The 20,938-nt window shown below is 65.8% G+C and carries 21 protein-coding genes; 12 read left to right on the top strand and 9 right to left on the bottom strand.

Annotation, left to right across the window (positions count from 1 at the left end):
- Nucleotides 1–98: 98 nt before the first annotated feature.
- The 3 genes from EH240_RS23545 to EH240_RS23535 form a co-directional block, all read right to left on the bottom strand.
- On the bottom strand, nt 99–563 hold the full coding sequence (locus EH240_RS23545) for a hypothetical protein (RefSeq protein WP_125003077.1): 465 nt from the start codon (nt 561–563) through the stop codon (nt 99–101).
- A 610-nt stretch (nt 564–1,173) separates the two neighbouring features.
- Nucleotides 1,174–1,671 carry a hypothetical protein gene (locus tag EH240_RS23540; RefSeq protein WP_125003075.1) on the bottom strand — a complete coding sequence of 166 codons (498 nt, stop codon included), beginning with the start codon at nt 1,669–1,671 and terminating at the stop codon, nt 1,174–1,176.
- Nucleotides 1,672–1,954: 283 nt separating this feature from the next.
- Complete coding sequence (locus EH240_RS23535; protein WP_125003073.1) at nt 1,955–2,860, bottom strand: EamA family transporter; 906 nt, start codon at nt 2,858–2,860, stop codon at nt 1,955–1,957.
- Nucleotides 2,861–3,451: 591 nt separating this feature from the next.
- Between EH240_RS23535 and EH240_RS23530 the strand changes: the two genes are divergently transcribed.
- The 4 genes from EH240_RS23530 to EH240_RS23515 are packed head-to-tail and all read left to right on the top strand — an operon-like array spanning nt 3,452 to nt 8,506.
- Nucleotides 3,452–4,606: an acyltransferase family protein gene (locus tag EH240_RS23530; protein ID WP_125003071.1), complete on the top strand. Its 1,155-nt coding sequence runs from the start codon at nt 3,452–3,454 to the stop codon at nt 4,604–4,606.
- Nucleotides 4,607–4,608: 2 nt separating this feature from the next.
- Entirely contained in the window at nt 4,609–5,715 is a 1,107-nt protein-coding gene (locus EH240_RS23525) for a glycosyltransferase family 2 protein (protein ID WP_125003069.1), read from the top strand.
- Nucleotides 5,712–6,743, top strand: a complete 1,032-nt coding sequence (locus EH240_RS23520) for a glycosyltransferase family 2 protein (protein WP_125003067.1) — start codon at nt 5,712–5,714, stop codon at nt 6,741–6,743. Before EH240_RS23525 ends, EH240_RS23520 begins: the two co-directional genes overlap by 4 nt.
- Nucleotides 6,740–8,506: an ABC transporter ATP-binding protein gene (locus EH240_RS23515; RefSeq protein ID WP_245436319.1), complete on the top strand. Its 1,767-nt coding sequence runs from the start codon at nt 6,740–6,742 to the stop codon at nt 8,504–8,506. The genes EH240_RS23520 and EH240_RS23515 overlap by 4 nt, the downstream gene beginning before the upstream one ends.
- 259 nt (nt 8,507–8,765) lie before the next feature.
- On the opposite strand, the gene minE is transcribed toward EH240_RS23515, so the two are convergent.
- The 3 genes from minE to minC form a co-directional block, all read right to left on the bottom strand.
- The gene (gene minE / locus EH240_RS23505; protein WP_125003063.1) at nt 8,766–9,038 is read right to left on the bottom strand and encodes a cell division topological specificity factor MinE; all 273 of its coding nucleotides are present in this window, start codon (nt 9,036–9,038) and stop codon (nt 8,766–8,768) included.
- A complete protein-coding gene (gene minD, locus EH240_RS23500) occupies nt 9,035–9,850 on the bottom strand; it encodes a septum site-determining protein MinD (protein ID WP_125003061.1) in 816 nt (271 codons plus the stop codon). Before minD ends, minE begins: the two co-directional genes overlap by 4 nt.
- A gap of 113 nt (nt 9,851–9,963) precedes the next feature.
- Nucleotides 9,964–10,824 carry a septum site-determining protein MinC gene (minC, locus tag EH240_RS23495; protein ID WP_125003059.1) on the bottom strand — a complete coding sequence of 287 codons (861 nt, stop codon included), beginning with the start codon at nt 10,822–10,824 and terminating at the stop codon, nt 9,964–9,966.
- A 215-nt stretch (nt 10,825–11,039) separates the two neighbouring features.
- Here minC and EH240_RS23490 point away from each other — a divergent pair, with 215 nt between their 5' ends.
- The 4 genes from EH240_RS23490 (at nt 11,040) to EH240_RS23475 (ending at nt 12,468) form a co-directional block, all read left to right on the top strand.
- Nucleotides 11,040–11,387: a hypothetical protein gene (locus tag EH240_RS23490; protein WP_125003057.1), complete on the top strand. Its 348-nt coding sequence runs from the start codon at nt 11,040–11,042 to the stop codon at nt 11,385–11,387.
- Nucleotides 11,366–11,671, top strand: a complete 306-nt coding sequence (locus EH240_RS23485) for a hypothetical protein (RefSeq protein ID WP_125003055.1) — start codon at nt 11,366–11,368, stop codon at nt 11,669–11,671. Before EH240_RS23490 ends, EH240_RS23485 begins: the two co-directional genes overlap by 22 nt.
- A gap of 147 nt (nt 11,672–11,818) precedes the next feature.
- Nucleotides 11,819–12,028 (top strand): cold-shock protein, encoded by a 210-nt coding sequence (locus tag EH240_RS23480; RefSeq protein ID WP_125003053.1) that lies wholly within the window; start codon nt 11,819–11,821, stop codon nt 12,026–12,028.
- Between the two features lie 251 nt (nt 12,029–12,279).
- Complete coding sequence (locus EH240_RS23475; protein ID WP_125003051.1) at nt 12,280–12,468, top strand: hypothetical protein; 189 nt, start codon at nt 12,280–12,282, stop codon at nt 12,466–12,468.
- 527 nt (nt 12,469–12,995) lie between these two features.
- Here the strand turns inward: EH240_RS23475 and EH240_RS23470 are convergent.
- A complete protein-coding gene (locus tag EH240_RS23470) occupies nt 12,996–13,421 on the bottom strand; it encodes a globin family protein (protein ID WP_125003049.1) in 426 nt (141 codons plus the stop codon).
- A gap of 465 nt (nt 13,422–13,886) precedes the next feature.
- Here EH240_RS23470 and EH240_RS23465 point away from each other — a divergent pair, with 465 nt between their 5' ends.
- The 3 genes from EH240_RS23465 to EH240_RS23455 all read left to right on the top strand — a co-directional run bounded on the left by EH240_RS23465 (nt 13,887) and on the right by EH240_RS23455 (nt 17,557).
- Entirely contained in the window at nt 13,887–16,550 is a 2,664-nt protein-coding gene (locus EH240_RS23465; RefSeq protein ID WP_125003048.1) for an ATP-binding protein, read from the top strand.
- A 141-nt stretch (nt 16,551–16,691) separates the two neighbouring features.
- Complete coding sequence (locus tag EH240_RS23460; protein ID WP_245436318.1) at nt 16,692–17,093, top strand: hypothetical protein; 402 nt, start codon at nt 16,692–16,694, stop codon at nt 17,091–17,093.
- Nucleotides 17,094–17,149: 56 nt separating this feature from the next.
- Nucleotides 17,150–17,557, top strand: a complete 408-nt coding sequence (locus tag EH240_RS23455) for a c-type cytochrome (RefSeq protein ID WP_125003046.1) — start codon at nt 17,150–17,152, stop codon at nt 17,555–17,557.
- Between the two features lie 69 nt (nt 17,558–17,626).
- On the opposite strand, the gene EH240_RS23450 is transcribed toward EH240_RS23455, so the two are convergent.
- Both EH240_RS23450 and EH240_RS23445 read right to left on the bottom strand, forming a co-directional pair.
- Nucleotides 17,627–18,463, bottom strand: a complete 837-nt coding sequence (locus EH240_RS23450) for a BA14K family protein (RefSeq protein WP_125003044.1) — start codon at nt 18,461–18,463, stop codon at nt 17,627–17,629.
- 83 nt (nt 18,464–18,546) lie between these two features.
- Nucleotides 18,547–19,650, bottom strand: a complete 1,104-nt coding sequence (locus EH240_RS23445) for a KamA family radical SAM protein (RefSeq protein WP_125003042.1) — start codon at nt 19,648–19,650, stop codon at nt 18,547–18,549.
- A gap of 181 nt (nt 19,651–19,831) precedes the next feature.
- On the opposite strand from EH240_RS23445, the gene EH240_RS23440 reads away from it, so the two are divergent.
- Nucleotides 19,832–20,767 carry a hypothetical protein gene (locus tag EH240_RS23440; RefSeq protein ID WP_125003040.1) on the top strand — a complete coding sequence of 312 codons (936 nt, stop codon included), beginning with the start codon at nt 19,832–19,834 and terminating at the stop codon, nt 20,765–20,767.
- Nucleotides 20,768–20,938 lie beyond the last annotated feature (171 nt).

Raw genomic sequence — 20,938 nt, 5'->3', positions numbered from 1 at the left:
ACTATTCACCATTCACTATTCACCATCCCCAACCCCGCCTCCGGAAGACGGGGGTGACATGCGAGGGTGCGGGAAAAGGGGGTAGCTTCTCTCAACCCTCACAAGCCTAGCAGGCGGGCCAGATCCTCCTGTGTCGCCCAGCGCTCGACGATGGTGCGGCCTTGCGCATCCGTCATCTCGAAGCGCCCGTTCTCGATCTCTTCCTTCATGCCGTTGCGGTGGATGACGGTGATCTTGTTGCCGTCGATCTCGACGGTGTCGCCGGTCGCATTGACATGGCTGGCGGCTTTGCTGCCGGGGTTGGTGTTGCCTTTGCCGCTGTTGTTTCCCGGACCGGCATTGGCATTGCCGCCACCGGCATTGCTGTTGCCTGAATTGCCACCGCTGTTGCCGCCATTGCCGCCGCCGTTGCCGCCGCCATTACCGTTGGCGGCGTAAGCGGTGGCCACCAGGAGCTTAGCAACGCTGTCGGGCGTGAAATGGCAAGTCGCGACAGCAAACGCCAGCGCGGCCGTGGCGCGCAGCGCAAGGCGGACAAACCGTTGGGGGGCGGGTTCGCGCATGCTGTCCTTGGTTCACGCCGGTTCCGCCTCGGCCCTGCCGAAGTTCCGCCCTCAGCCTGGCCAAGGCGGAACCGGTGTCTTGCCCAGGAAAGATTCACGGTTTGGTAAGGCTACGGAAGCGGCCCACGACCCATGCGATGCCCGATCGGACCTTTTTGCGGTCGTTTGGGGACCATTGTCGCAACCTGCGGAAGAAACAGCTCGAAGCCGCGACTGCCGTTGCGTTAACCAAATCCCTTGGAAATTGGCCAGCAATTCATTATGACTGTGGCTTGCGAGAACCCACGCGGACACTCAACGAACCGCGGCATGCTATGGCGCACGCGCCCGCCTTGGACGCAAAAAGTGCCGTAACGCTTTGATTTGTGCATGGATTTTCCCCGACCTGCGGGGCCATGCGCCAAGAGCCCGCCTTACCGGCAGCCATCCCAAGGGCCCAAAAAAGTACCCCCGCCAAAAGGCGGGGGTAAAGTGAGCAGCGGGAGTTCTGTCGTAAGACGATCAGGACCGAAGAGACGAAGCAAAAGGTGGCAACCTGATTTTGCAGCGCTGACCTTTGGTCCCTTAAAGATCTAACCCAGATAGAACCTCGCTCTCACAAACTCTGCTCTCACAAACTCTTCAGGCGATTGAGATCGGCCATTGTGGCCTTGCGCTCGACGATGGTGCGACCAAACTTGTCCTCCATCCTGAACCTGCCGTTCTCAACCGTCTCCTTCATTCCGTTCCGGTGCGTGACGTGGATGCTATTGGCGCCGATCTCAACCTTGTCGCCGGTCAGAGCATTCACGTGATCGGCGGCATCGGCGGCGCTGTTCTTTGCGCCCTTGCTGTTGCCGCTGTTTCCGCCACTGTTGCTGTTGCCCCCAGAATTGCTATTTCCGTTGTTTCCGCCGCTGTTGCCGTTCCCGTTTCCGCTATTCCCGCCGCCGCTGTTTCCGCCGCCACTATTTCCGCCGCCGCCGTTCCCGCCGCCGTTGCCGCCCTTGCCGGCATAGGCCTTGGTCGCGACAAATCCTTCGACGGAGAGATGAAAAGGCGCGATAACAAGCGCCAGCGCAGTCAGCGCCCGCAAGACAAGCCTGCAGCCCCTGCGCGATACGCGCATCCCATTCTCCCCTTGCCAGCCATCCAACCCTTCGGCCGAACTACCCCACCGGCAATGTCGCAGCATCAGCATCCCCAATCAGCGCGTCGCGGGGAAGTGGCCCACGACCCTTGTCTTGTTTTCTCAGACCTTTTAGCGAAAATATCGGACCTAAGTCTTATCTCAACCATCAGATGTGGTCGGGCGCGGCTGCGCGCACAGCTTTTTTCTTACGTGAATAAGGCGCGATACGGATCGAAGCGGCGCGCTGTAAGTCCTTGCTTCGGCGGCATGCATCGAGCCTTTAATTGGGCGACGGGACCGGCGCTCTCGCCGTCACGGCCGCGCCGAGGGCGGCGGCGATCACGGCAGCGATACCGGCGCATTGCAAGGCGCTCAGGCGCTCATGCAGGAAGAGAAAACCGGTCAGCGCGCCGCCCGCGGGCTCCAGGCAGACGATCATGCCATAGACTTTCGCCGGCATTCTGGCGAGCACCATCATCTCCAGCCAGAAGGGCAGCGCGCTGGAGAACAGGCCGACGACGACCGCGGCCGCCATGACATGCGGGTCGGCGAGATAAGGCTCCGCGGCTGTGAAGCCGAAAGGCAGCGCGACCAGCGCGGCGATCGCCATGCCATAGGCCGAGGTGCGGGCGCCAAGCTCGGCGCCGGCCTTCTGCGCGAAGATGATATAGAGCCCCCAGCAACCGCCCGCGGCAAGCGCAAGCAGCACGCCCGCCGGATCGAGCCCACGGCTGATATCGGCCCCATAGTTGACATCGGCAAACGGCGAGAGCAGCACGATGCCGGCGACCGCCAGCGCCACCCAGACAAGGTCGAGGAGGCGCCTGGAGCCAAGCGTGGCGACGAAAAGCGGACCGGTGAATTCGAGCGCCACGCAGATGCCCAGCGGAATGCGCTCGAGCGCGGCATAGAAGAGCAGGTTCATGACCGAGACGGTGACGCCATAGGCAGCAAGCCAGGGCAGCCCCCTTCGTGTCGGCAGCACCTTCCATGGCCTGAGCACCGCCGCCAGCATCAGCGCGCCGATGGCGAGCCTGAGCATCGTCGTGCCCTGTGCGCCGAGAACCGGAAACAGACCCTTGGCGAAGGCGGCGCCAACCTGCACCGAAAGGATGGCGCCAAGCAGGCCGAGGACGGGCAAGGCGCCCAGCAGCGGCTGTGGTTTTGCAATCGGCGTCGACGTCACTTCCTCTCCATCCCCTGCCCTTTTGGTCGGATGCGGAGATAAGCCCTGGCGGCGACGCTGTCGTGAGGCAGCAGGAGGCGGATGGTGGGACAAGGAGGCTGCCACCTGCCAGCAGGCTTGCCGCACCGCACAAGGCCTTGAAATTCAAGGGGCTTTTTTGAAGCTCGATTGAAGAATGAAGTGCCACGATCGGGCCCTTCTTTCAATACTCCTAATACACCCGTTATGGTTGCTGACACGATGTCCCAACATCCTTAGCGATAAATACTTCTCAAAACTCCGACCAACTGCCCATGATTACATAGGACCATTGGATGGCCCGCGAATATTTTTAAGCGGCAACTATTCCTCCGCCTTCCTGCATCACATCTTATTTCAGGGCCGTAAGCATTTTGTATTGCGCTGCAACATCGACCGCGACAATCGTGGGCTGGGGGCATGCCTGGTGGAGGCTGCCATTATAGTGACCCGGACGGGCATTTCGCTGGCCGGCAAGGATTGTGCCTTCGGCCTGAAGGGAAATTCGTCGACAAGCAGCGACGTTTGCACATCTATCGCCGCGTATCGCGACAGACCTGGCGGACGCTGCTGATGGCGAACGCGCGCGACATCCAGTTGGACACGCTGCGGGCCGTTGCGGTGACACTGGTGCTCTACGCGCATTTCCTCGCGCCCGGCGGCTCGTCCTTCCTCGGCCATCTCGGGGTCAGGCTGTTCTTCGTGCTCTCCGGCTTCCTGATCACCCGGCTCTTGCTGGACGCGCGCGACGCCGGCCAATTCGAGGCCGGACCGGCGCTGCGTTCCTTCTATGCCCGGCGCGTGATCCGCATATTCCCGCCCTATTTCGCGGTACTGGGGCTCGTCTGGCTGACCGACCTGGAACAATCCAGATCGTCGCTCGCCTGGCATGCGCTCTACCTCTCGAATTTCTGGTACGCGCTGCGCAACGACTGGAACCCCTGGCTGCTTTGCCATTTCTGGAGCCTCAGCATCGAGGAGCAGTTCTATCTCGCCTGGCCGCTGATCGTGCTTCTGGCCCCGCGCAAGCGCATCGAGGCGATCACCATCGGCGTCATCGCCTTCTCGCTCGCCTACCGCTTCTACTGGCCGATCGCCGCCGACCCGGCGCTCGCGCGCGACCTGTTGCCGCCGGCCTCGATGGACGCGCTTGGCTGCGGCGCCCTGCTTGCCGCGCGCCGCGCCAGGGGCGCCGAGTTGCCGCGATGGTTGCGGCTCGGCTGGCCGGCCCTGGCAGCGATCTTCCTGCTCGTCGTCTGGTCGGATCCGGGGCCGGCGGACTCGACGTGGGAGTGGCCGCGCTGGCTGCTGGTGCAGGTGCTGCCGCTGGCGCCGCTGGCGGCGATGGTCGCCGCCTGCTCCACCGGCCTTGGCGGCAGGCTGGGCAGGCTGGCCGAACTGCCGCCGCTGCTTTTCCTCGGCCGCATCAGCTACGGCGTCTATCTCTATCACCCGATCCTTCTGGCCTATGCCGTCAAGGCGCAGCCATGGATCCCGCTCAACGTCTCGGAACAGGGACCGGGCCGGTTCCTGGTCGCGGGCGCCGCCACGCTGATTGTCGCCTCGCTCTCCTGGGTGCTGTTCGAGAAGCCGCTCAACGGCCTCAAGCGCTACTTTCCTTATGTCGCGCGCGGGCGCACACCTACGCCGGGCGAAGCCCGACGGTTCGGCGCCACGTATCCTGGCGCAAAAGCGGCGCTCGGCCTGCAGCCGACGGACCCGAGCTGACCATGGCACGTCCCCTCATCTCCGTGCTGCTGCCGGTCTATAATGCCGAGCCCTATGTCGGCGCCGCGATCGGCTCGATCCTGCGGCAGGACTACGGCCGGCTCGAAGTGATCGCTGTCGACGACGGTTCGACCGACCGGTCGCTGGAGATCCTCGAGCGCTTCCGCCGGGACGACAGCCGCGTCTCCATAATATCACGCGAGAATCGCGGCCTCGTCGCCAGCCTCAACGAGGGGCTGGCGGTCGCGCAGGGCGAGCTCGTCGCGCGCATGGACGCCGACGACTTCGCCTATCCCTGGCGGCTGGCGCGCCAGGCGGCGCTGTTTGCCGCGCGGCCCGAGCTCGGCTTCTGCGGCTCGCTCGTCGATCCATTGCTGCGCGGCCGCATCGCCAAGGGTCGGCTCGATCCGGTGTTCCGCCTTGGCCTTCCCGTGCTGTCGAAGTTCTTCACCATCTTCATGCATCCGACGGTGGTCTACAACCGCAACGTCATTGCGGAAGCCGACCTCCATTACGACGGCGCTTACCGGCATGCCGAGGATTTCGACCTCTTCCGGCGGCTCGCCGACCGCTATCCGGCGGCCATGATGGCGGAGAGCTTGCTGGTCTACCGGGTGCACGCCGGCAGCGTGACCAGCCGGCACATGAACGAGATGCGGCGCACGCATCTCAGGATCGTCGGCGAAAACCTCGAGCGCGAGGGCTTGGCTGAGGACAGTGAGAATCTGCGCGCCATCGGCGATCGCGTCTCGTTCGAGACCGTGCGCCGGGCGGCGGATTTCATCCGCGCGCTGGAGGAGCGGATCGCGACACTGCCCGATACGACGCGGCCGGGCTTCGAAGCCGGCGCGCTGAACCTGTTCTATTTCCTCTACCAGCTCGTCAACGACGAGGAGCGGCCCGCGCTGTCGCATGAATTGCTGACACTGACGGGGAAATGGAACGCCATCCGCCGGCGCGAGAAATATGCGCTCAGCCCCGGCGCCCGGGCGCCCTGGCTGAGCCAGGTTTCGATGTGGGCCGGCAAGCAGGCGGACTTGGTGACCTATTACGCCAAAACCAGGTCGGCGCGAACGGTGCTGGCGCCCTACAGAATGGGGGCAGCATGAACGCCGAGCACCGTCCGCTGCTGCAGCGCCCCCGCCCGGTTCTGCCCGTCCCTCCCTGGCCGAGGCAGCGGCCGCAGGTCTCCTTCATCGTCTGCACGCGCGACCGGATGGCCGTGCTCGAAGCCTGCATCGGTTCGATCCAGGCCGCCTGCCTTGCGCATCCCGCCTTCGCCGCCGAGCTGGTGGTGGTCGACAACGGCTCGCGCGACGGTACGGCCGGCTATCTCTCGGCGCTCGCCGGCAGGTCGGCCATTCCGCTGACGGCGATCTCGGAGCCTCGGCCCGGGCTGGCGGCGGCGCGCAATGCGGGGCTGGCGCGGGCGCGCGGGCGGGTGCTGGTCTTCGTCGACGACGACTGCAGGCTCGAGCGCGGCTACCTCGTCGACCTCGAGCGGCATTATGCGAGCGGCGAGAAATGGCTGATCCGCGGCGGCCGCGTCGAAATCGGCGACGCGCGCGACCTGCCCTTCACCATCAAGCGCTGCGACAAGCGCGAGCGGCTGACGCAGGCCATCCATCCGGGCGGCTTCGTGCTCGGCTGCAACATGACCATGCACCGCGACGTCGCCGCGCGCATCGGCCCCTTCGACGAACGCTTCGGCGCCGGCGGGGCGCTGCGCTCGGCCGAGGACACGGATTATCTGGTGCGCGCGATGCTTGCCGGCATACCGGTCGAATACGTGCCCGACATGACGATCTTCCACCACCACGGACGGCGCGACCGCAAGGCGGTCGACCGGCTGCACCGCGACTATCATTTCGGCAACGGCGCGCTGTGCCTCAAGCATTTCCGCCGCGCGCCCTGGCTGCTTCGCCATTTCTACTGGGCGGTTCGGGCGGCGCTGCGTGAGCTCGCCGGCGGCCCGCGATTCGACAGCGATCTCAAGCTGTCGCACTGGCCGATCGTTTTGATGAACCTCGCGGGCGCGGCGAAGCTCACATTGCTTGTGCTCGCCGGGCGGCCGGATCGGCAAGCGCGACTCGCCCAGGAAACCACCGAGGCCAAGGCGGAGGCCGGCGCGCGATGAGCGGGACGCTGCCGATGCTGCGCCATGCGCTCGGCCGGCGGCAGCTCGGCCTGCTGCCCGTCGTCGTCGCGCTCGGGCTTGCCAGTGCCGCGCTCGAAGGTCTCGGCATCGGGCTCATCATCCCGCTGCTCGGCATCATCATGGGGCATGGCGAGGCGACGGGCATGGCCGGCCTCTCCGCCCTGCTGCAGAAGGTCGGCGCGGGGCTCGGCGAGCGCGAGCGGCTGATCGCGATTGCTGCCGCGATCCTCGGCTCGATCCTGCTCAAGAACCTGCTCGCCTTCGCCAATTCGGTGCTGACGGCCCATATCTACGGCAAGGCGAGCCAATCGATCCGCGGCGCACTTGCGGCGCGGCTGCTCGAGATCGGCTATCCCTTCTTCCTGAAGGAGAGCCCGGGCCGGCTGCTCAACATCATCTCCAACGAATCCTGGCGCGCCTCCGACGCTATCCAGGGGATGCTGGGCGCCATCGTCAGCGCCTCGGCGGCGGTGATCCTGCTCGTCTTCCTGCTGCTGCTTTCCTGGCAGATGACGCTGCTGGTGACGCTGGGGCAAGCGCTCGTGCAAGTGGCGCATATGGCGCTGTCGGCGCAGCTGAGATCCCCGAGCCGCGGCGTCGCTGCCCGCAACAGCGCCCTGGCTTCGCAAATGTTGCATCTCGTCCATGCCGGGCGGCTGATCCGCATCTTCGGCCAGGAAGCGCGCGAGAAGGCGGCGTTCGAGAAGGCATCGGACGGCGTGCGGCGGGCGGCCTTCCTGCTCTCCAGCCGCCAGGGCGCGTTGGCGCCGCTGACGGAAGTGCTGCACGCCATGCTGTTCCTGGCGGTGGTGATCGGCGCCTGGCTCGCGGGCCTGAGCTTCCCGCTGGTCGCCGCCTTCCTCATCCTGCTCTACCGCCTGCAGCCGCATGTGCGGGCGCTGCAGATGACCTGGAGCCAGCTGCAGGGGCTTTCCGGCTCGCTGGAGGAGGTGAGCTGGCTGCTCGACCCCGACGGCAAGCCGGCGCCGCCGCAAGGCAGCCGGCCGTTCGCGGGTTTGAACGACAAAATCGCTTTCGAGGGCGTGAGCTTCAGCTACGCCAATGAGGAGCAGCGCGCGGCGGTGCTGCACGCGGTAAGCTTCGACATCGCGAGCGGCCGCTCCACCGCGCTGATCGGCCGCTCCGGCGCCGGCAAGACGACGATCGTCAACCTGCTCTGCCGCTTCGTCGAGCCGGACGGGGGCCGGATCCTGGTCGACGGCACGCCGCTCGGCGAGATCGACCCGGCCGAATGGCGGGCCCATATCGCTTTGGCCAGCCAGGAGCTGGAACTGGTCGACGGGACGATCCTCGACAACATCACCTACGGCAAGGACACGGCCAGCGCGGAAGAGGCCCACCGCGCCGCTATGCTCGCCGAGGCGCACGGCTTCATCGAGACGCTGCCGCAGGGCTACCAGACGGTCGTCGGCTATCGCGGCGTCAACCTGTCGGCCGGGCAAAGGCAGCGCATCGCACTCGCCCGCGCCTTGCTGCGCGACCCCGACATATTGATCCTGGACGAGGCCACCAACGCGGTGGACGGGCTTTCCGAAGCGGCGATCGTGGAAACGCTGAAGTCGCGCGCCGGCCGCCGCACCACGATCGTCATCAGCCACCATCACTCGACGATCTCGTTCTGCGACGACCTGGTGATCCTGGAGCATGGACAGGTGAAGAAGCAGGCGCCGTTTGCCGAGTTGGCGAAGCTCAGCATGGATGAGCTGTATCAGCCGGAGTGAGGGGTTGGCGCAGGGGTGGACGGCCTGACAGGTTGGCGGGACAGCGCCCCCCTCTAGCCTGCCGGCCATCTCCCCCTCAAGGGCGGAGAATACGCGCTCAGCCGCTTTCGCCGATTGTCAGCGTGATGGCGCCGGCGCCCTACCTCCCCCTTTGTGGCCCTTTGTGGGGAGGTCGGACCGAAGGTCCGGGTGGGGGTTGGCGCAGCCCCCGCCCCGATCCGCTTCGCGGATCGACCCTCCCCACAAGGGGAGGGTAAGCTCACCCCGCCATCGCCAGCGGCATGGCGCTCTTGTTCGGGATCTGGATGTCGATTTCCAGCGTCGACATCGTCGCGCCGCGGTCCATCGAGACCTGGAGGTAGTCCTGGTCGATCTGCACATGCTTGGCGATGACCGCCATGATCTCCTCGCGCAGGATGGAGACAAGGTCGGGCTGGCCGCGGCTCCGGCGCTCATAGGCGAGCAGCAGCTGCAGCCGCTCGCGCGCCACCGGGGCGCTGGTGCGCCGCTTGAAGAGGTCGAGAATGCTCATGCAGCCCTCCTTCCGAGCAGCCGGTCGAGGAAGCCTTTGCGTTCGAAGGGGACGACCACCGGCAGGTCCTCGCCTTCCAGACGTCTTGCCGCTTCGAGATAGGCCTTAGCGGCGGAATTGGTCGGGTCCGACAGCGTCACCGGCGCGCCGAGGTTCGAGGCGCGCAGCACATCCTGGCTTTCCGGGATGATGCCGAGCAGGGGCGTCGACAGGATTTCCAGCACGTCGTCGATCGACAGCATCTCGCCGCGCGCGGCGCGCGCTGCGTCATAGCGCGTGACCAGCACATGCTTGGCGATATGCTCGCCCTGCTCGGCCTTCATGGTGCGGGCGTCGAGCAAGCCGATAATGCGGTCGGAGTCGCGCACCGAGCTCACTTCCGGATTGGTGACGATCACCGCCTCGTCGGCGAAGCGCATGGCAAGCTGGGCGCCGCGCTCGATGCCGGCAGGGCTGTCGCAGAAGACATAGTCGAACACCTGGCGCAGGCGGCCGATGACTTCGGCGACGCCCTCCTCGGTCAGCGCGTCCTTGTCGCGCGTCTGCGAGGCGGGCAGCAGGTAGAGCGTCTCCAGCCGCTTGTCGCGGATCAGCGCCTGCGACAGCTTCGCCGTGCCCTGGATGACGTTGACGAGGTCGAACACCACGCGGCGCTCGGCGCCCATGATGAGGTCGAGGTTCCTCAGGCCGACGTCGAAATCGACCAGCGCCACCTTCTTGCCGGTCCTGGCCACGGCAGCGCCGAGCGCGGCCGTCGAGGTCGTCTTGCCGACGCCTCCCTTGCCCGAGGTGACCACCACTACCTTGCCCATCTATCCAGCCTCCGTTGGCGTTTCTTATGTTGGTTCCGGCCGTGCGGGCACGGCGGTTTCTAGCGATACTTGCACGCGAAGCCGGTCCGAAGCTTGCGGCTCCGGTTCGGGACTCAGCCGAGCGGCACCACACACAGCGCGTCGTTGTCGAGGAAGGCCTGCACGGCCTTGCCGCGCGAGACCCCTTCCATCTCCTCGGCCGTGGTGTACCAGCCGTCGACGGCGAGCAGCTCGGCCTCGTTCTTGCGGCAGAAGATGCGCGCCGAAATGTTGCCTTCCGAGCCGGCGATGGCCCGGCCGCGAAGCGTGCCGTAGACATGGATCGAGCCGCCGGCGACGATTTCCGAGCCGGACGCCACCGAGCCCAACACGATGACGTCGCCATGCGGATGGAACACCGACTGTCCGGAGCGGATCGGCGCCTTGATCATCAATGTGCCGGCGGCGGGCTCGTGCCGCGCCGGCTCGGCGCCCTGCCCCGGCCGCGCCTTGGCTGCTGCTAATTGGGTCGCCTGCGTGCTCTCCGCATCGAGCTTTGCCAGCTCGTCCTGCGGCGCCCGCACCTGGCCGGGCTGCACATCCTCGACCGTGGCCGTTTCGACCGTGATTTCTTCGGCCTTCGCCTTGCGCGCAGCCCTGCCCAGCAAGCCTTCGGCCGTGGCCTCCTTGGCGCCGGCAAGCAGCGGCGGCAATTCGGGCCCGAGCTCGGCGACTTCGAGCTCGATGGCATAGACGCGGATGCCGCGCCGCGCCAGCGTGCCGACCAGCGCCTCGATCTCCTCCGGGCCGGGCTTCAAAGTGTTGAGATCCAGCACCACCGGGCGCCCGGCGAAATAGCCCGGCGAGTTGGCGATCCAGTGATCGAGGCCCTCCAGCCAGTCGTCGATCGGCGCCTCCGGCGTCAGCGTGAAAGCGACGAAGGAGCGGGCGCGGAAGCGGATGGATTTGTTGTGCAAAGGGGCGGCGAAGGTCACGGCCAGGCGAATCCTTACTCAATGGTTAAAGGGTGCCGGGCTAATGGTTAACAAAAGGTTAATTTAAGGGGTGGAGAGCGTTAAGCGCTGGCGCGACTAAGTTTTGTGGCGGGGCGGCCACAATGCCTGCCAGCGCGCCGTGGCCCGCCAGAACCGAGGCACGGACGAGCCGGGCAGGCGCGGCAATCGGCGCGCTATTGCTGCTTGGAGGATGCATGAGCATGAGCGGCAGAGACGCATACCAGATGAGCGGCATAGACCAATGGCTGGCAACGGCCAATGCCAACGAGGTCGTCAATGCAATGGCAGCGAAGGGAATGATACCGGAAACCATCGACTGCCGGTTCGCTGACACCACGCCGGGCCAGTTGGCCTACGTCTCGAAATTCACCTGGAAGCGCGCCCCGGCAAACACGCGCTACCGTTGGGAAGTCGGCGACCCGAACTACCTTGCGAGCAAGAAAGTCAGATCCAACAGAGTTGGTCTTCACCGCGCCTTCGCGAAAGTCGTCCGGGACCCCGCTACGAGGCAAAAGGTTGGATGCTCGATCTGGACGAGTTAGGTCTGCCGCATGCGAGTTGGCAGCTGGACGGCTGCACGTTCCCTCTACCTGCCAAATCACCTCCGCTCGCGGGCTACTCTGCACCGGCCGGTGGGCCAGCGACCGTGGCCGGCCAGGTGCTCTGCGACCTCGGCGCCCTCAACAAAATCGAGGAGATCGACCCGTTCGCGCGCGGCCTTCTTCCAGTCCGTTATGCTGGGTGTCGAGTGCATCGCCTGAAGCCGAATCGGCCGGAAGCCACTGACAATATTATCTGGCTTGCGCCTTGTCGCAGCTTCGATTAAGCGCTATGTTTTTGAAATCGATCTTGTTGAACGAATGTTGTTTCCGCGCCTTGGCGCCCGACGATCTTCCCTCTCAATTTCGAAGACTACGACGTTTGGCATGAAGTCAAGCGGCGATGATTTGTGTCGATTTGAAAGGAAAATCGTATGACTACTGGAACCGTGAAGTTTTTCAACGCCACCAAAGGCTTCGGCTTCATCGAGCAGGGCAATGGCCAGCCGGACGTGTTCGTCCATATTTCCGCCGTCGAGCGCGCCGGAATGCGTTCCCTCGCGGAAGGCCAGAAGGTGAGCTTCGACGTCGTCAAGGATTCCCGCAGCGGCAAGAGCTCGGCGGAAAACATCCAGGCGGCCTGACGCCGTGCATCCAGGGCCTTTGACCACGGATGTACCGGCATCGGCCCTGGAGCGCTAAAGCGCATCGCGATGCTTCAGATTCGCTTCGTGCGCTTTAAGGCGCGTCGCGCTGAAACGGATTCAGGCGACGCGCTCTAAGGGCCTGCATCTGCGCATGTCGTTTTCCCAAAACCGGTTCCCGCTTTCGGGAGACATGCATCAAGGAGGTCGGGCTTGCCCGGCCTTCTTCGTTTCAAACAGCGAGGTAGAAAATGGCCGAAACGAGTGTGTTCAAGCCGAAGGGCGACGCCAAGAGCGAAGCCACCACGAAGACGGCGCGCACGATAATCGAGGGGGAAGCGGCAGCTCGGCAAGCAAAGACGGAACGGCTTCGCGCGGCCAGGCTCGCCCTCGGGCCGGTTGAAGCGCCGCCAAAGAAAAAGCCGGCAAAGCGAAAATAGCGACAGAGGCCTGGGCGGCTCTCCCGACGCGACTTTCCGCTGCGCATTGCCGATCGCCGGCAAGGCGATTCCATTTTCCCGGCATCGCGCGTGACAGCAGTCCCTCGCTGCTTCTAAAGCGCGTCGCGCCGAAGGATTTGCCGGGCGCCCAACCAGAGAAGCCGGCGGGGCGAGGATTTACTGAGAGCATGGCGGGACAGCACCCCCCCTCTGTCCTGCCGGACATCTCCCCCGCAAGGGACCCGCAAGGGGGTGTTTGGCAGCTTCGGCGCGGCGCTCTTCCTGCAACGCCGGAGATTGGCGAAAGTCTGCGTGACATCCGATCTCCCCCCTTGCGGGGGAGATGTCCGGCAGGACAGAGGGGGGTGTGACGGAACGCGACGCTGCTTCAGCTTGGATCCTCTCCCTTTATTCAGGACGACCCTCGGCCAAGCCAAGACGAAAAGGAGGAACTCCTTACAAAAGCCCCCTCTCCGTCTCGCCGCGCTCGGCTCCCCGCTCCAGCCAGGCGAGGAACCGAAGCTTGCTCAAGCCGCCAGTGGCACCTCGCGGGCCGCCGCGATCATGACACCGGCGAGCAGGCTGTAGGCGGCTTGCCAGGCTTCGCGGACCTGAGGCGTGAAAGCCTCGCCGAGACCTGCCTCGAGCGTCTCGATCAGCGCCTGGCCGACGATCGGATAGTGGTGCTCCTCGACGCCGTAGCCGACGTGACGCCTGGCGAGGTCCTGGACGGTGGGCAGGATGGTCTCGGCGCGGGAAAGCCCATGCACGACGAAGCCCAGCGCCGCCATCAGCTTGGCACCCTGCTTGCTCATGTCGGTGGCGCGAAACAGCGCCTTGAGGCTGCCGTCGATCGCGAACAGCTTCTCGTAGAACAGGGCGGCGGCCGCCGTCTTGATCGGGACGACCTCGCGAAAACTATCCTGCACAAGCTTGATCTGGTCGGGTGTCATCGGCGCTCCTCCGCATTTGTAAGCCTGCGCGAGCATCACGCCCGGGCGTTTCGCAGGCATGCCGGTTGTGGCGCCGGTGTGTTTCCATTTGGTTTCAGGTTGTATTCGGATGGTTTCGTCAACCTCGATTCCGGAGGCGGGCCACATCAAGCCCGCGGCCAAGCGGCTTCAAGGCCGCTTCGCCGGCCCTTTCGCGCCCACCGTCACACGCCCTGGTTTCGGGGCCGGCCGTCCACAAGCCGGTTCGTGACGCCGGTAACCGGAAAAAAAGCGGCCATCGCGGCCGGGATTGGGCCTTATTTCACGTAATCCTAATGTAAATCAGGCTGTGTTGCGGTACACTCGCGGCTTCGAGGCGGCGCGTTGGAAGAGCCTTTGCGGCGCGCTTCAGGGTCTTGTTTCTAAGCATGCCGAAAACAGCGGGGCATTCTTGGCCGGCATGCGTCAGGCAAAGGGATGCTCCCGATGCTGCTCGAACGAGAGGGTCCGCTTAAAACCTTGTTGGCGACCGCGGCCAGTGCCGTGGATGGCCGCGGCGGTATCGTGCTGCTCGAAGGCGAGGCGGGCATAGGCAAGACTTCCCTGCTGCAGGAATTCGCCGAGCGGGCGGGCGTGGGCTGCCGGGTGCTGTGGGGCTGGTGCGAGGCGCTGTTCACGCCGCGTCCGCTCGGTCCCCTGCAGGACATGGCGCAGGCGCTCGACCCCGAGGTTGCGGCGCTGCTCGATCAGGGGGCCGCGCCCGAACGGCTCTTTCCCGCGCTGCTGAGCGCGCTTCAGCATGCCAGGGGAACGACCGTGCTCGTTTTCGAGGACGTGCATTGGGCGGATAACGCGACGCTCGATCTGATCAGATATCTCGGCCGCCGCATCTCCCTGCTTCGCGCCATGCTGGTGCTCAGCGCGCGCAGCGACGAACTGGTCGCCGACCATCCGCTCACGCATATAAGGGGCGACCTGCCGGCGGCATCGCTGGCCCGCATATCGCTGAAGTCGCTTTCGCCCCAGGCGGTCACGAGACTGGCCGAACAGTCGGGCCGAGCCGGCGCCGACCTCTACCAGATCACGGGGGGCAATCCCTTCTTCGTCTCCGAGCTTCTGGCGAGCAGCGAGGCGGAACCGGGACATGTTCCGGATTCGATACGCGACGCGGTGTGGTCGCGGCTGTCGCGCCTGACGGGCGGCGAGCGCGATGTGCTGGAGATGATGAGCATCGAGCCCGGCAGCGTGGAGCCATGGCTCATCCGCGCCCTTCTCGGCGCCGAGGCGGACGCTGTCGCGGACCGCTGCGTGGCCCGCGGATTGCTGCGGCGGGACGCCCAGGGGGCGCTGACCTTCCGCCATGAGCTTGCCAGGCAGGCGACGCTCGAGCGTCTGTCGCCCAGCCTTCAGCGGTCGCTCCATGCCAAGGTGGAGGCGGCGATAGCAGGCCTCCCGGCGGCGCAGGCAAGCGCCCAGCTTGCACGCCGGGTGCACCACGCCGCCGCTGCCGACAACGGAGCGCGTGTACTGGAACTCGCGCCGCAGGCTGCGGCGCAGGCTGCGCATCTCGGCGCGCATCGTGAGGCCGCCGCGCATCTGGCGACGGCGCTCAGATACGTTGCCGAGGCGCCGCCGGCCGAGGCCGCCCAGCTTTACGAATCCTGGGCTTACGAGGCCGGGCTGGCGCTGCAGGTCTATGACACGATCATCGAGGCAGGGCATCGCGCCATTCAGCTCTGGCACGAGCTCGGGCGCCCCGACAAGGTCAGTCTCAATCTGCGCAGCCTTTCGAGGCTGCACTGGCGCCGCGGCGAGGGCGAGCAGGCTGAGCACTTCGCCAACGAAGCGGTGCGTGAGGTGGAAAGCCTGCCGCCCGGGCCGGAACTGGCGATGGCCTACAGCACACGCTCGCAGCTGCATATGCTGCACTATCGGTTCGACGAGGCGATCGAGTGGGGCCTGCGCGCCATCGCCCTGGCCGACCGGCTGGGCGAAGTCGAAACGCGTGTGCATGCGCTCAACAATGTCGGCACCGCGCAGCTTTTCGACGACCGTCCGGGCGGACGCGAGCGGATGGAGGAAAGCCTGGCTCTCGCGCTCGAGCACGGGTTCCACGACCATGCGGCGCGCGCTTACACCAACTATGCCGAATATGCGGTGGTCTCCAAGGACTTCGCGCTTGCCGAGCGGTTGCTCTCCGACGGCATCGTGTTCGCCGCCAGGAACGACCTCGATTCGCCGGCGCAGTATCTGCTTGGCCGGCAGGCGCAGCTGCGCATGGAACAGGGGCGCTTTCGCGACGCCGAGACCATAGCGCAGGGCGTTATGAAACTGGAACGCCTGCCGGTGGTCATGCACCTGCCGGCGCTCACCGTGCTTGGCAGGGTGCGCGTGCGGCTGGGCGAGCCCGACGGCCCTGCCCTCTTGCAGCAGGCGTTGGAGGAGGGACTGCCGACCGGCGAGCTGCAACGCATCGTGCCGGTCCGCATGGCGCTGACCGAGGCCGCCTGGCTTGCCGAGGACCGCGCGGCCGGCCATGAGCAGCTGACGGCGTTGGCGGCGATGGACCTCGCCAACTTCCGCCCTTCCGACCTCGGCGAGCTGGCCGTCTGGTGGCGGCGATGCGCGATGGAGGAGCCGCTGCCGGCGCCGACGACACGGGTTCCGTGGCGGCGCGCGGTCGAGCTTGGCGGCGATCCGCTGGCGGCGGCCAAGGAATGGGAGCGCCTGGGCCTTCCCTACGAAGCGGCGCTCGCGCTGATGCAGGTGCGCGGCGCCGAGGCCGCGACGGCATTGGCGAGCGCCGTGACAAGGCTGGAGGCGCTCGAGGCGCGCCCCGCCGCGATGCTGGCGCGCAAGCTGGCGCAGCGCCTGGGCATCGCCGGCCGGCTGCCGAAAATGCGCCGAGGTCCTTACACGGCCGCCCGCCAGCACCCGCTCGGCCTGACGCAGCACGAGCAGCAGGTGCTCGCCTTGATCGCGGAGGGCAAGAGCAACAAGGAGGTCGCACGCACCCTGTCGCGATCGCCGCGCACGGTCGAGCACCAGGTTTCGGCCGTGCTTGGCAAATTCAACGCCGCCAACCGGATGGAAGTGTTGCTCAGGCTGCGCGGCGAGCCGTGGCTGCTGTCGACCGCCGGCGCGCCTTGATCCTTGCGAAAATAGGAGCGCGGCAGCCGAAATTTGGGTGATCGTACCGATGTGGGCGCAGGCCGGCGCGCGTAGCATCAGGCGACGCTCATGGACGGGCTGCCTGTCCAGGAGATCGCCGAACCGAAGGAGGGAATAGCGATGACCAGATATTTTAGCGCATTTGCATTTGCCTTGCTCACAGCGACAGGTAGCGCGGCGGCATCGGAACTGGCGCCGGCGAACGGCCACAGCATCCAACTCGGCAGCTTCAGCGGCGCCGTCTATTACACGGTCGAGCCGGACGGCTACCGGGTCGTCGCGACCATGGCTTCCGGGGCCGAGCAGCAGCCGGTCCGGATCGTCTCCACGCTTGCGGCGGGCCAGCGCATGATGATCTCCGTGCCGCAGGCCCTCGGCCAGCCGTCCATCGATTTCGAAATAGTGCGGGACGGCAAGGCGCTGCTGGTCAGCGACCCGACCTTCGCTCCGGCAACCGCTTTGGAGAACGACCTGACCCTGGACAGCGCGCAACCGACGACGGTATCGGCCACCGCGCCGTGAGTCCGGCTAGTCCGGAGGGGGCGCCGCGCATGCACAACCGGCATCCTGGATGACAGATGGGCAGCCTGCGGCAACTGTTTTGCTCCGCTGCCCTGAGCTTGGCGGCCGGCGCCGGCGCGGCGGCGCAGGATGCCGCCGCTCCCGGCAAATTCTACCGGGTCATGGACGGCAAGGTTGATGCGCGGACCTATGACGGTTTCCGGCGCTACCATGCGGGCTGCGACCGCTGCCACGGCCCGGACGGCGTGGGCTCGACATTCGCGCCGTCTCTTGTCAGCCGGCTGCCCGATGTCGACGCCTTCCGGCGCGCCGTGCTGAACGGCCAGGCCAGCAGCGGTTCGGTGATGAAAGGCTTTGCCGGCGACCCCAACTTCGCGCCTTATGTGGACGAGATCTATGCCTACCTGCAAGCGCGCGCCGACGGCGCGCTCGGCCGCGGACGGCCCGGCCGGCTGCAGCCGTAGAGCGGTTCGGATCTTCGGATCGCGGTGCGCGAGTGTGGCGGGAAAGAATGCGGCGCCGCTCTGGCTACCCTACTCGCACTGCCGGCGCGGGCCGCCGTCATAGGGCTGGTAGGTGTTATCCTCAGGCCGGTAGGACTGGTAGCGGCTGAAGCAGTAGTCGATATGGTCGCCTGAAAACTGCGGGCCCAAGAGCTGATCCCTGGGGGCCTGTTCCTCGGGTGAAATCTCTTCCGGCGGACCGCCATAGGTGGTCGCGTAGCCGTCCCTGGTCGTGGCGTAGCCTTCCATCTCGGCCTGGTCGTCGGTCACCTCGCCTTGATCATTCATCCCGAGCTGATCGGATTGGCGTCCGTCGGTCGAGGCGGTGCTGTCGCCGCCGGGATCGAAATAGGGCGAGATGCAGGGGCGCAGCTCGCCACTGTAGGAGCGGTAGCTGTTTTCTTCCGGACGGTAGCTGCGATAACGGTTGGCGCACCATTCGAGATGGGCGGCGGGCAATTGCGCCTGCTGTTGCTGGGCCGGCGCCTGCTGCGAAGGCTGGGCGGCCGCATTAGCGTCGGGCGCGGGTTGGCCTAGCTGGGAGACATCGGGCAACGGCTGCAATTGGCGCGGCGGTGCGGGAGGTGGCGTTGCAAGGGCCGTGGTCTGCGTGCCGGTGTCCGCCTTGGCCGTTTCGTCCGCCTCGGCGGGCGCGCCAGCGGCCTGCCGGGCGGGAATGCGTTCGAGCTCCTGCTTTGCCGGGTCGACCGGCTGGGCGTCCTTGGTCCACAGCTCGGAGACGCCGATCGCCGGGGTCGCCTGGCGCACCGGCTTGGCGGCCAGCAGCCAGGTGGCGAAGCCGAGCCCTGAGGCAAACACGGCCAGGGTCAGCACAAAGCCGCCGACGATTCCCAACAATGCCTTCACGCTGCGCTCCTTAAGCCCCCGCTCATGGAATGCGGAGGCGGGATGGAAGTTCCTCGCCCCCAAGGAATGAAGAGGAAAGGGAGCTACCCGACCACCTCCCGATATGTCCTCAGCTTGCCGTCCTGACCGCGGATCAGCCATGTCTCCCCTTCCCGCCCCTCGATATGGCTCGCCCCAAGCGGCACCTTGCCGCCGCCTTCGGGCAAATCGATGACATAGGTCGGGTTGCAGATGCCGGAGAGGCGCTGGCGCAGTTCCGCGACCAGCGCCTGGCCTTCCGCGATCGTGGTGCGGCGGTGCGCCATGCCGCGCGCGAGGTCGCCATGGTGCAGGTAATAGGGCTTTACGCCCAGCCGATACATCAGCTCGCTGCATAGCTCTTCCAGCACCTCGACCCGGTCGTTGACACCTTTGAGCAAAACGCTCTGGTTGAGCAGCACGAAACCCGCCTGCCGCATCGTCCGGCAGGCCGCCTCGGCACGTGAAGTGATTTCGCGGGGATGATTGAAATGGGTGACCACCGTCACCATCAGCCTGCCCTGCAGGGCCCCGACCAGACCCGCCGTGATGCGCGAGGGCAGCGCCACCGGCACGCGGGTGTGGATGCGCAGGAGCCGCACATGCGGGATCGCCTCGATGCGGGCGCGGATTTCGGCAAGTGCTGCGTCGGGCAGCGACAGCGGATCGCCGCCGGTCAGGATCACCTCGCGTATCTCGGGGTGCTCGGCGATATAGGCCAGCGCCGGCTCCAGGGCTTCCCGCGTATAGCCGCGGCCGATCGAAGTCAGCGACTCCTTGCGAAAGCAGAAACGGCAATAGACCGCGCATTGATAGGTCGGGAACAAGAGAACGCGGTCGGCGTGGCGGTGCGTCAGCCTGGGCACCGGGCTGAAGGCGTGGTCGCCGATCGGATCGTCGAGCTCGCCCTCGGCGGCGATCAGCTCGTCAGGCGACGGGATCACCTGGGCGCGGATCGGATCGTGCGGATCGCTCCAGTCGATCAGGTCGAGGTAAGCTTTCGGGATGCGCACCTTGTGGCTGGCCGCGGCCTCTTGCGCGGCGGCGCGCTCGGCGGGCGAGAGCGGGAGTGAGGCCAGGTCGCGGACATGACGCACGCCGGCGCGGACGTCGTCCTGCCAGGCGGTGTCGGGCGTGGCGGATTCCCTGAGATTGGCGTCTGAGGTCATGGGGGTCTCGATGCGGTTTTGCGGGATATCGGCTGGATGGACGGCAGGGTCAACCGCCACGGTTGCCGCAGAGCGGCGGAGCATCGCGCGAGACCGGCTGCGCATGATGCTCGGCTTGTCTCCTACCTTTGAGCGCAACAAAATTGGGTCTAACTTGGCGCGGGCTTCGGGGGCGAGACGGATGGATTTCAGCGCAGGCCATGGCTACCTTCTCATCGGCGGGCTCATCCTGGTTGGCGCCGGGCGGCTGATCCTTTCGCTGATCGTCAATCTTCATGTGGCGCACAGCGTGCGCGACGAAATACGCCATCGCGAAAAGCTGCTGGAATATTACCGCAACGTCTTTTCGCAGCTTAGCGTGATCCTGATCGGCATCGGCGTTTCCCTGTTCATCTTCTTCTTCCAGCAGAACTATCAGGACCAGCGCAAACGCGAGACCGAGCTGCAGCAGGTTCTCGCCAAGCTGGCGGCGCGTATTGCCCGCGGCGCCCCCGTCATCGAAACGCTCGGCGAGTTCGACGAGGTGCTGGATGAGGGCGGCGCTTATGTCAGTCCCGAACACGGCGGAAACAACGCCGCGGTCAGCGCCAAGGGAGCCGAGCTCGGCAAGCAGGTCGAAAATCTCCTGCTGGTCGAACGTGACGTCGATGTTCGAGACTTCGACATCCTGAACCTGTCGCGCGACCTCGAAGCCACCTTTGTCGTCAACGAGCTAGATCCGACGCTGTGGTTCAACATCGTGCGCGACGAGAACGAGATCAAATACGCCACGACCCAGCTCGGCCTCGACTACAAGGACCTGCATGATGCGATCGGCGACGAGCCGGTCGAGGCGGCGGTCGCCAAGCCCGACAAGGAACCGAAGATCAAGCACGAGGTGCTCGACATCCTCTATGACGCCGACCTCCTCCGCCAGCGCAGCAGGCGGTTTCTCGGCCGCGCCTGCTGGCTCTTCAGCAAGGGGCGAGGCTTTGTCGCGCTTCCACCGGCCGATGCGATCGAGGCCGACGCCAAGTCGCAGCAGGAATGGATCGATCGCTCGAAACCGGTGCTGGCGCAGTCGATGTCGGGTAGCAGCGATTGTTTCAAGCTGCTCCACCACGGCCAGGCATCCTGAGCCCAGCAACGCCGCCGCTTCATGGCGCGTCGTCTCTGAAGGGATTCAGGTGATGCGCTTTGGGTTATTGTCTTGATACATGTCTTATCCAAACCGCTGCGCACTTTTGTGCCCGGGCCGCAGAATTGAGGTAGAGGAATGCGAAACGCGACGGTGGCTGCCGCAATCGAC

It is taken from the genome of Mesorhizobium tamadayense (assembly GCF_003863365.1).
Taxonomy (GTDB): Bacteria; Pseudomonadota; Alphaproteobacteria; order Rhizobiales; family Rhizobiaceae; genus Mesorhizobium; species Mesorhizobium tamadayense.
This window is presented reverse-complemented; position numbering and strand designations above follow the sequence as displayed.

What these genes read in the sequence shown, in the direction of transcription:
- EH240_RS23545 (WP_125003077.1), bottom strand. Translation starts at nt 563, where the DNA reads ATGCGCGAACCCGCCCCCCAACGGTTTGTCCGCCTTGCGCTGCGCGCC.
- EH240_RS23540 (WP_125003075.1), bottom strand. Translation starts at nt 1,671, where the DNA reads ATGCGCGTATCGCGCAGGGGCTGCAGGCTTGTCTTGCGGGCGCTGACT.
- EH240_RS23530 (WP_125003071.1), top strand. Translation starts at nt 3,452, where the DNA reads ATGGCGAACGCGCGCGACATCCAGTTGGACACGCTGCGGGCCGTTGCG.
- EH240_RS23525 (WP_125003069.1), top strand. Translation starts at nt 4,609, where the DNA reads ATGGCACGTCCCCTCATCTCCGTGCTGCTGCCGGTCTATAATGCCGAG.
- EH240_RS23520 (WP_125003067.1), top strand. Translation starts at nt 5,712, where the DNA reads ATGAACGCCGAGCACCGTCCGCTGCTGCAGCGCCCCCGCCCGGTTCTG.
- EH240_RS23515 (WP_245436319.1), top strand. Translation starts at nt 6,740, where the DNA reads ATGAGCGGGACGCTGCCGATGCTGCGCCATGCGCTCGGCCGGCGGCAG.
- minE (WP_125003063.1), bottom strand. Translation starts at nt 9,038, where the DNA reads ATGAGCATTCTCGACCTCTTCAAGCGGCGCACCAGCGCCCCGGTGGCG.
- minD (WP_125003061.1), bottom strand. Translation starts at nt 9,850, where the DNA reads ATGGGCAAGGTAGTGGTGGTCACCTCGGGCAAGGGAGGCGTCGGCAAG.
- EH240_RS23490 (WP_125003057.1), top strand. Translation starts at nt 11,040, where the DNA reads ATGAGCATGAGCGGCAGAGACGCATACCAGATGAGCGGCATAGACCAA.
- EH240_RS23485 (WP_125003055.1), top strand. Translation starts at nt 11,366, where the DNA reads ATGCTCGATCTGGACGAGTTAGGTCTGCCGCATGCGAGTTGGCAGCTG.
- EH240_RS23480 (WP_125003053.1), top strand. Translation starts at nt 11,819, where the DNA reads ATGACTACTGGAACCGTGAAGTTTTTCAACGCCACCAAAGGCTTCGGC.
- EH240_RS23475 (WP_125003051.1), top strand. Translation starts at nt 12,280, where the DNA reads ATGGCCGAAACGAGTGTGTTCAAGCCGAAGGGCGACGCCAAGAGCGAA.
- EH240_RS23470 (WP_125003049.1), bottom strand. Translation starts at nt 13,421, where the DNA reads ATGACACCCGACCAGATCAAGCTTGTGCAGGATAGTTTTCGCGAGGTC.
- EH240_RS23465 (WP_125003048.1), top strand. Translation starts at nt 13,887, where the DNA reads ATGCTGCTCGAACGAGAGGGTCCGCTTAAAACCTTGTTGGCGACCGCG.
- EH240_RS23460 (WP_245436318.1), top strand. Translation starts at nt 16,692, where the DNA reads ATGACCAGATATTTTAGCGCATTTGCATTTGCCTTGCTCACAGCGACA.
- EH240_RS23455 (WP_125003046.1), top strand. Translation starts at nt 17,150, where the DNA reads ATGGGCAGCCTGCGGCAACTGTTTTGCTCCGCTGCCCTGAGCTTGGCG.
- EH240_RS23445 (WP_125003042.1), bottom strand. Translation starts at nt 19,650, where the DNA reads ATGACCTCAGACGCCAATCTCAGGGAATCCGCCACGCCCGACACCGCC.
- EH240_RS23440 (WP_125003040.1), top strand. Translation starts at nt 19,832, where the DNA reads ATGGATTTCAGCGCAGGCCATGGCTACCTTCTCATCGGCGGGCTCATC.